Origin of the sequence: Nocardiopsis sp. N85, from assembly GCF_028882275.1 — a bacterium.
GTDB classification, from domain to species: domain Bacteria; phylum Actinomycetota; class Actinomycetes; order Streptosporangiales; family Streptosporangiaceae; genus Nocardiopsis; species Nocardiopsis lambiniae.
In genome coordinates, this window is sequence record NZ_JARBUT010000042.1 from 1 (window position 1) to 1,274 (window position 1,274).

1 protein-coding gene is annotated in these 1,274 nt (G+C 67.6%); it reads right to left on the minus strand.

All coding sequences use genetic code 11. The features are described from left to right. Positions 1-1,274 (minus strand): ribonucleoside-diphosphate reductase subunit alpha (locus PWG71_RS28590; protein WP_274813183.1); only part of this gene is annotated, 1,274 nt, incomplete at both ends.

A 1,274-nucleotide genomic window follows, 5' to 3' on the forward strand; every position in this document is an offset into this window, starting at 1 on the left:
GAACTCCACGGCGCTCCGGGAGGCGTAGGGCAGACGCAGCTTGAACAGCGCGTCCTGGAAGCCCATGAGGCCCAGGCCCACGGGGCGGTGGCGCATGTTGGCGCGCTCGGCCTCGGGGATCGTGTAGAAGTTCACGTCGATGACGTTGTCGAGCATGCGCACGGCCGTGCGGACGGTGCGGCGCAGGCGCTCGACGTCGATGCCGTCGGGTCCCACGTGCTGGGCCAGGTTGACCGAGCCCAGGTTGCAGACCGCGACCTCTTCGGAGTTCGTGTTGAGCGTGATCTCGGTGCACAGGTTGGAGGAGTGCACCACGCCGACGTGCTGCTGCGGGGAGCGCAGGTTCGACGGGTCCTTGAAGGTGATCCAGGGGTGGCCCGTCTCGAACAGCATGGTGAGCATGCGGCGCCACAGGTCGACGGCGCGGACCCGCTTGTGGACCTTGACGCGGCCCTCGTCGGCGGCCTTCTCGTAGGCGGCGTAGGCCTCGGCGAAGTCGTTGCCGTACAGGTCGTGCAGGTCGGGAACCTCGTTCGGCGAGAACAGGGTCCACTGGCCGTCCTGCTCCACCCGCTGCATGAACAGGTCCGGAACCCAGTTCGCGGTGTTCATGTCGTGGGTGCGGCGGCGCTCGTCACCGGTGTTCTTGCGCAGGTCGAGGAATTCCTCGATGTCGATGTGCCAGGTCTCCAGGTAGGCGCACACGGCGCCCTTGCGCTTGCCGCCCTGGTTGACCGCCACCGCGGTGTCGTTGGCGATCTTCAGGAACGGGACGACGCCCTGGCTCTTGCCGTTGGTGCCCTTGATGTGGGAGCCCAGGCCGCGGACCGGGGTCCAGTCGTTGCCCAGGCCGCCGGAGTACTTGGACAGCATCGCGTTGTTGCTGATGCCGTGGAAGATCGCCTGGAGGTCGTCACCGATGGTGGTGAGGAAGCAGGAGGAGAGCTGGGCGCGCACCGTGCCGGAGTTGAACAGGGTGGGCGTGGAGGCCATGAAGTCGAACGAGGACAGCAGCTCGTAGAACTCGATGGCGCGGGCCTCGCGGTCGTCCTCGTTGAGGGCCAGGCCCATGGCGACGCGCATGAAGAACGCCTGCGGCAGCTCGTAGCGGGTCCCGTCGCTGTGCAGGAAGTAGCGGTCGTACAGGGTCTGGAGGCCCAGGAACGTGAACTGCTCGTCGCGCTCGGGGCGCAGGGCCTTGCCCAGGCGGTCCAGGTCGAACTTGGCCAGGGCCGGGTCGAGCTGGCCCAGGTCGATGCCGCGGCCGACGTAGG